Consider the following 5738-nt stretch of genomic DNA (forward strand, 5'->3'; position numbering starts at 1 on the left):
GCCCGTCACAACCGTACCACGGCCCGAGATCGAGAACACGTCTTCGATCGGCATCAGGAACGGCTGGTCGATCGGACGCTCAGGCGTCGGGATGTAGGCGTCGACAGCGGCCATCAGCTCGCGGATCGCGTCTTCACCGATCTTCTTGTCCGAATCTTCGAGAGCGGCCAGAGCCGAACCCTTGACGATCGGAATGTCGTCGCCCGGGAAGTCGTAGGACGACAGAAGTTCGCGAACTTCCAGCTCGACGAGCTCGAGAAGCTCAGCGTCGTCGACCTGGTCGACCTTGTTGAGGAACACGACGATCGCGGGAACGCCGACCTGGCGGGCGAGCAGGATGTGCTCGCGCGTCTGCGGCATCGGGCCGTCAGCAGCCGAGCAGACCAGGATCGCGCCGTCCATCTGGGCAGCACCGGTGATCATGTTCTTGACGTAGTCGGCGTGGCCGGGGCAGTCGACGTGCGCGTAGTGGCGGTTCGGCGTCTCGTATTCGACGTGTGCCGTCGAGATGGTGATGCCGCGCGCCTTTTCTTCCGGCGCAGCGTCGATCTGGTCGTACGCCTTGAACTCGCCGAAGTACTTCGTGATCGCTGCCGTCAGCGACGTCTTGCCGTGGTCGACGTGGCCGATCGTGCCGATGTTTACGTGAGGCTTGTTGCGCTCAAACTTGCTCTTTGCCATTTCCGGCTCTCCATTCGTGATCCCGCGAGGGGAAATTCATACAAATTTTTAGGGGGTTACCCCGGTCACTTCTGACCGGAGTACTTTGCCTGGATTTCCTGCGCGACGTTCGACGGAACCGGCGCATAGTGGTCGAAGACCATCGAGTACTGGGCGCGGCCCTGCGACATGGAGCGCAGGTTGTCCACGTACTTGAACATGTTGGCCAGCGGCACGTTGGCGGAGATCACGACGGCGACGCCGCGCGATTCCTGGCCCTGGATCTGGCCACGACGGGAGTTCAGGTCGCCGATAACGTCGCCGACATAGTCTTCCGGCGTTACGACTTCGACCTTCATCATCGGCTCGAGCAGCTGGGCACCGGCTTCACGCGATGCTTCACGGAAGCAGGCACGCGATGCGATTTCGAAGGCGAGGACCGAGGAGTCGACGTCGTGGAAGGCGCCGTCGATGAGCGTCGCCTTGACGCCGAGCATCGGGAAGCCTGCGAGCGGACCCGAGGACAGAACGCTTTCGATACCCTTCTGAACGCCCGGGATGTATTCCTTGGGAACAGCACCGCCGACGATCTTGGATTCGAAGAGGAAATCTTCGCCATCCGGGTTCGGTTCGAATACGAGCTTCACGCGGGCGAACTGGCCGGTACCACCGGTCTGCTTCTTGTGCGTGTAGTCCTTTTCGGTCTTACGCGTGATCGTCTCACGGTAAGCAACCTGCGGAGCGCCGACGTTGGCTTCGACCTTGAACTCGCGACGCATGCGGTCGACGATGATGTCGAGGTGAAGTTCGCCCATGCCTGCAATGATCGTCTGGCCGGACTCTTCGTCGGTCTTGACGCGGAAGGACGGGTCTTCGGCGGCCAGGCGGTTGAGCGCGAGGCCCATCTTTTCCTGGTCGTTCTTCGTCTTCGGCTCGATCGCGATCTGGATAACCGGTTCCGGGAACTCCATGCGCTCGAGAACGACCGGCTTCAGGGGATCGCAGAGCGTGTCGCCCGTCGTCGTGTCCTTAAGGCCGGCGAGAGCAACGATGTCGCCTGCATAGGCTTCTTCGATGTCTTCACGCGAGTTGGAGTGCATCTGCAGCATGCGGCCGACGCGCTCGCGCTTTTCCTTGACCGTGTTCATGACCGACGTGCCCTTTTCGAGCTTGCCGGAATAGATGCGGGCGAAGGTGAGCGAACCGACGAAGGGGTCGTTCATGATCTTGAACGCAAGCATGGAGAGCGGCTCAGCATCATCGGCGTGACGCTCGATTTCAGCTTCCGTCTTCACGTCGATACCCTTGATCGCCGGGATATCTGCCGGGGACGGCAGATAATCGACGACGGCGTCGAGCAGCGGCTGAACGCCCTTGTTCTTGAACGCGGTACCGCAGAACATCGGGTGGAACTTCACATCGATGGTGCCGCGGCGAACGAGTTCACGGATCTTGTCGTTGTCCGGGTAGTTACCTTCGAGATAGGCTTCCATCGCGGCTTCGTCGATTTCGACGACGGTCTCGATAAGCTTCTCGCGGTATTCTTCGGCCTGGGCCTTCATGTCTTCCGGGATTTCGACGACGTCCCACTGGGCGCCGAGCGATTCGTCGCGCCACACGAGAGCATTCATCTCGATCAGGTCGATGACGCCCTTGAAGTCGCTTTCAGCGCCGATCGGCAGCTGCATGACGACCGGGATCGCACCGAGACGCGACTTGATCATGGACACCGAGCGGTAGAAGTCCGCGCCGGTCTTGTCCATCTTGTTGCAGAAGATCATACGCGGAACGTTGTACTTCTCAGCCTGACGCCAGACGGTTTCCGTCTGCGGCTCAACACCGGCGTTGGCATCGAGAAGAGCGATCGCACCGTCGAGAACGCGCAGCGAACGTTCGACTTCGATGGTGAAGTCGACGTGGCCGGGGGTGTCGATGATGTTGAAGCGGCGGGTCTTGCCGTCACGGCCCTTCCAGAAGGTCGTGGTGGCAGCCGACGTGATCGTGATGCCGCGTTCCTGCTCCTGCTCCATCCAGTCCATGGTAGCGGCGCCGTCATGGACTTCGCCGATCTTGTGGGACTTGCCGGTGTAGTAGAGGATACGTTCGGTCGTCGTCGTCTTGCCGGCGTCGATATGCGCCATGATACCGAAATTACGGTAGTCTTCGATTTTGTATTCGCGAGCCATTTCGGACTCCTTTCGAGACGTTAGTTTCGGTTACCAGCGGTAGTGCGAGAATGCACGGTTGGCGTCAGCCATCTTGTGCGTGTCTTCGCGCTTCTTCACTGCGCTGCCGCGATTGTTCGCTGCGTCCATGAGTTCGCCGGAAAGGCGCTCGACCATGGTCGTTTCGTTACGCTTGCGGGCAGCTGCGATCAGCCAACGGATTGCGAGAGCCTGACGGCGCTCCGGACGAACGTCGACCGGAACCTGGTAGGTCGCACCACCGACGCGACGCGAACGCACTTCGACGTGCGGCGCGACGTTGTCGAGAGCCGAATGGAAAACCGTCACCGGATCCTGCTTGGCCTTGCCCTGCACGACATCGAAGGCGCCGTAAACGATCGTTTCGGCGACGGACTTCTTGCCGTCCAGCATGATGGCGTTCATGAACTTGGTGACTACGAGATCGCCGAACTTCGGGTCCGGGTTGATCTCGCGCTTTTCTGCTCTATGGCGACGGGACATACTTTTTGTCTCTCAATCTTGAATGATCTGGCCAGCGAAATGGCGCTGGTTACTGTATTACTTCGGACGCTTCGCGCCGTACTTCGAACGACGCTGCTTGCGGTTCTTGACGCCCTGGGTGTCGAGAACGCCGCGGATGATGTGGTAACGAACGCCCGGCAAGTCCTTTACGCGGCCGCCACGGATCATGACGACGGAGTGTTCCTGCAGGTTGTGACCTTCGCCCGGGATGTAACCGATGACTTCGAAGCCATTGGTCAGGCGGATCTTGGCAACCTTACGCAGAGCCGAGTTCGGCTTCTTCGGGGTCGTCGTGTAGACGCGGGTGCAAACGCCGCGCTTCTGGGGGTTTTCCTGCAGGGCAGGAACCTTGTTGCGCTTAACCGACGCCTGGCGCGGCTTGCGGATCAACTGGTTTACGGTAGGCATAGACCCATCCCTTATCGTGTCTCATTACCCTTGCGGGCGGATTTGGGGCGGCGGGCCGCCCCTGCATAGTCGGTTACGCATTTATGCCACGCCAAGCGTACCGCTTGCCTGCAAAATGCTCATGGCCACACGCGTGTTCATGCGCAATAAAAGGCCGATCCGCTTGAGCGGATGACCTTTGATAGGCAGAGGACGCGATATAACCGCGTCATGCGTGCAGCATTCATGTTCTCAACGTGCGTCGAGCCCTGTTTGAGGCGAACTTCAGAACGAGTCATTCCGAACCAGCCAGCCTCACATAGGCTCTGATGGCGTGCGGTCTACTGAGTTAAGGGCAAAAGGTCAAGGGGCGCGGCGAAAGAATCCCGCCGCGGAATGGCTGGCCTGCCTGAGAAGCAGGGCTTCCGGCCGCCTGCCCTGTCCCATCGGCGGCACTTCGAGCGGCTTCAGCCATTGCCCTGGAACATTAAGAAAGCATGAAGACGGAATCAACCGGCGAGAGTCAGCCGGCGGCAAATGCATCCACCGATTCTATCGTCCTGAGTCGCATCGGCCCGCATTTTGTCATTGGGTCTTGCCGCCCTACCCTTTATACAACCTGAAACATTGACCCGAAAGGAGCCCGCCATGGCGTCCAGCGCCGACAACGACAATAACACGCTCGGCGACGAGCCGATGGTCTTCATCATTATCGGCAAGGCCTATGAGCGCGAGGGCGACGAGGGCATCGACATCCACGTCATGCTGCGGGCTCCCGACGACGACAGCGCCGTGCGTGAGGCGCTGAACGCGCTTTCGGAAGAAGGTTTCCTGGAAGCCGACCTCGACCAGATCGGCACGCTGAACGGCCAGCCCGAAGACGAGCCGCACGCCTCGGCCTACAAGGGCGCACTGGAAGGCGAAGTGGCGATCATCCGCTTCGCATAAGTGAAATGGCGCAGGCATTGAGAGAGCAATGCCTGCGCCGACGCATTGGTGAACGAAATACCGCCCAGCCGGATCAGCCCCGTGACCGGCCGCAAGGGCGGTTCGCTTCCCTTGCGCATTCTCATGTGACGAAATGCGTGACCATATCGACACTCAATGTCGGCATGTGGTCAGCAATACCGCAATCTCATCGAAGCACTCCCGGAATCGATTATCATCGCGGCGAGCGAGAATTGCCCCCCAATTGGGTGAGCATTCGTCAAAAAACGCCGGCCACACCCTTTGCGAGAATGAGTTCCGAACCGAAATTACCCTAGGGACGGCTTTGCAGCCGATATCCGTTTGTTTTTCCCGCAAATTGCCCCCACCATGTCGAACCGCGGATGGAGCCCCCACACCCGACGTCGGAATATTCATGGAAACGATCGAATCCGAACTCATCAGCAGAATCTACGAGGCGGCGGTTTTCAAGGAGCGGTGGCCGGACGTCGTTTCCAAGATCGCGCGGGACTGCGGATTCTGGGGCGGCGCCCTTACCTGGAAGGCAACTGACGAGCGCCGGTGGATCGGAACCGCCGATTTCATGGAAACCATCGAGGAATTCGCGGCCGAGGGCTGGGCCACGAAGAACATCAGGCTTGAAAAGGCCAACCGGGAGGGGCAGTTTTCCTTCGTCCGCGATGCCGATCTCTTTACCGCCGAGGAGAGGCGCGAGCTGCCGATCTATCGCGATTTTCTGGTTCCGCGCGGCCTTGGATGCGCCACGGCGACGCTGATCAGCGGCCCTGAGGATATCGAGATCAGCGTGTGCTTCGAGCAGCACCTCACAAGCGGCCCGATCAGCGACGAGACGGTCCGCCTTCTGAACACGCTGCGGCCGCATATCGCGCGCAGCCTTCTGCTCGCCACCGAGCTGGATCAACAGAAGGCCGACCTTCTGGCGACCGGGCTGAATGCGATCGGCGCACCCGCAGCCATCGTGCAGGGCAATGGGCGTGTGCTGTCGACGAACCCATTGTTCATGGCCGCGGGGGG

Annotated in this window: 5 protein-coding genes and 1 pseudogene; 2 read left to right on the forward strand and 4 right to left on the reverse strand. The window is 60.1% G+C overall.

Annotated features, from left to right (window positions below; translation table 11 throughout):
• The 4 genes from ACOZK4_RS07785 to rpsL form a co-directional block, all read right to left on the reverse strand.
• On the reverse strand, window positions 1-681 hold a 681-nt coding region (locus ACOZK4_RS07785; protein ID WP_421590837.1), incomplete at its 3' end, for a GTP-binding protein.
• A 65-nt stretch (window positions 682-746) separates the two neighbouring features.
• Entirely contained in the window at window positions 747-2846 is a 2100-nt protein-coding gene (gene fusA / locus ACOZK4_RS07790; RefSeq protein ID WP_313528543.1) for an elongation factor G, read from the reverse strand.
• A 30-nt stretch (window positions 2847-2876) separates the two neighbouring features.
• The gene (gene rpsG / locus ACOZK4_RS07795; RefSeq protein ID WP_069059038.1) at window positions 2877-3347 is read right to left on the reverse strand and encodes a 30S ribosomal protein S7; all 471 of its coding nucleotides are present in this window, start codon (window positions 3345-3347) and stop codon (window positions 2877-2879) included.
• Between the two features lie 57 nt (window positions 3348-3404).
• Window positions 3405-3776: a 30S ribosomal protein S12 gene (gene rpsL / locus ACOZK4_RS07800; protein WP_022719193.1), complete on the reverse strand. Its 372-nt coding sequence runs from the start codon at window positions 3774-3776 to the stop codon at window positions 3405-3407.
• 627 nt (window positions 3777-4403) lie between these two features.
• On the opposite strand from rpsL, the gene ACOZK4_RS07805 reads away from it, so the two are divergent.
• Both ACOZK4_RS07805 and ACOZK4_RS07810 read left to right on the forward strand, forming a co-directional pair.
• Complete coding sequence (locus tag ACOZK4_RS07805; RefSeq protein ID WP_117372571.1) at window positions 4404-4703, forward strand: transcriptional regulator; 300 nt, start codon at window positions 4404-4406, stop codon at window positions 4701-4703.
• 325 nt (window positions 4704-5028) lie between these two features.
• Window positions 5029-5738, forward strand: a pseudogene (locus ACOZK4_RS07810) (hypothetical protein); the annotation flags it as partial.

Origin of the sequence: Shinella sp. M27 (assembly GCF_049199905.1) — a bacterium.
Lineage (GTDB): Bacteria > Pseudomonadota > Alphaproteobacteria > Rhizobiales > Rhizobiaceae > Shinella.

Coding starts and splice junctions, on each gene's coding strand:
- fusA (WP_313528543.1), bottom strand. CDS start 2,846: ATGGCTCGCGAATACAAAATCGAAGACTACCGTAATTTCGGTATCATG.
- rpsG (WP_069059038.1), bottom strand. CDS start 3,347: ATGTCCCGTCGCCATAGAGCAGAAAAGCGCGAGATCAACCCGGACCCG.
- rpsL (WP_022719193.1), bottom strand. CDS start 3,776: ATGCCTACCGTAAACCAGTTGATCCGCAAGCCGCGCCAGGCGTCGGTT.
- ACOZK4_RS07805 (WP_117372571.1), top strand. CDS start 4,404: ATGGCGTCCAGCGCCGACAACGACAATAACACGCTCGGCGACGAGCCG.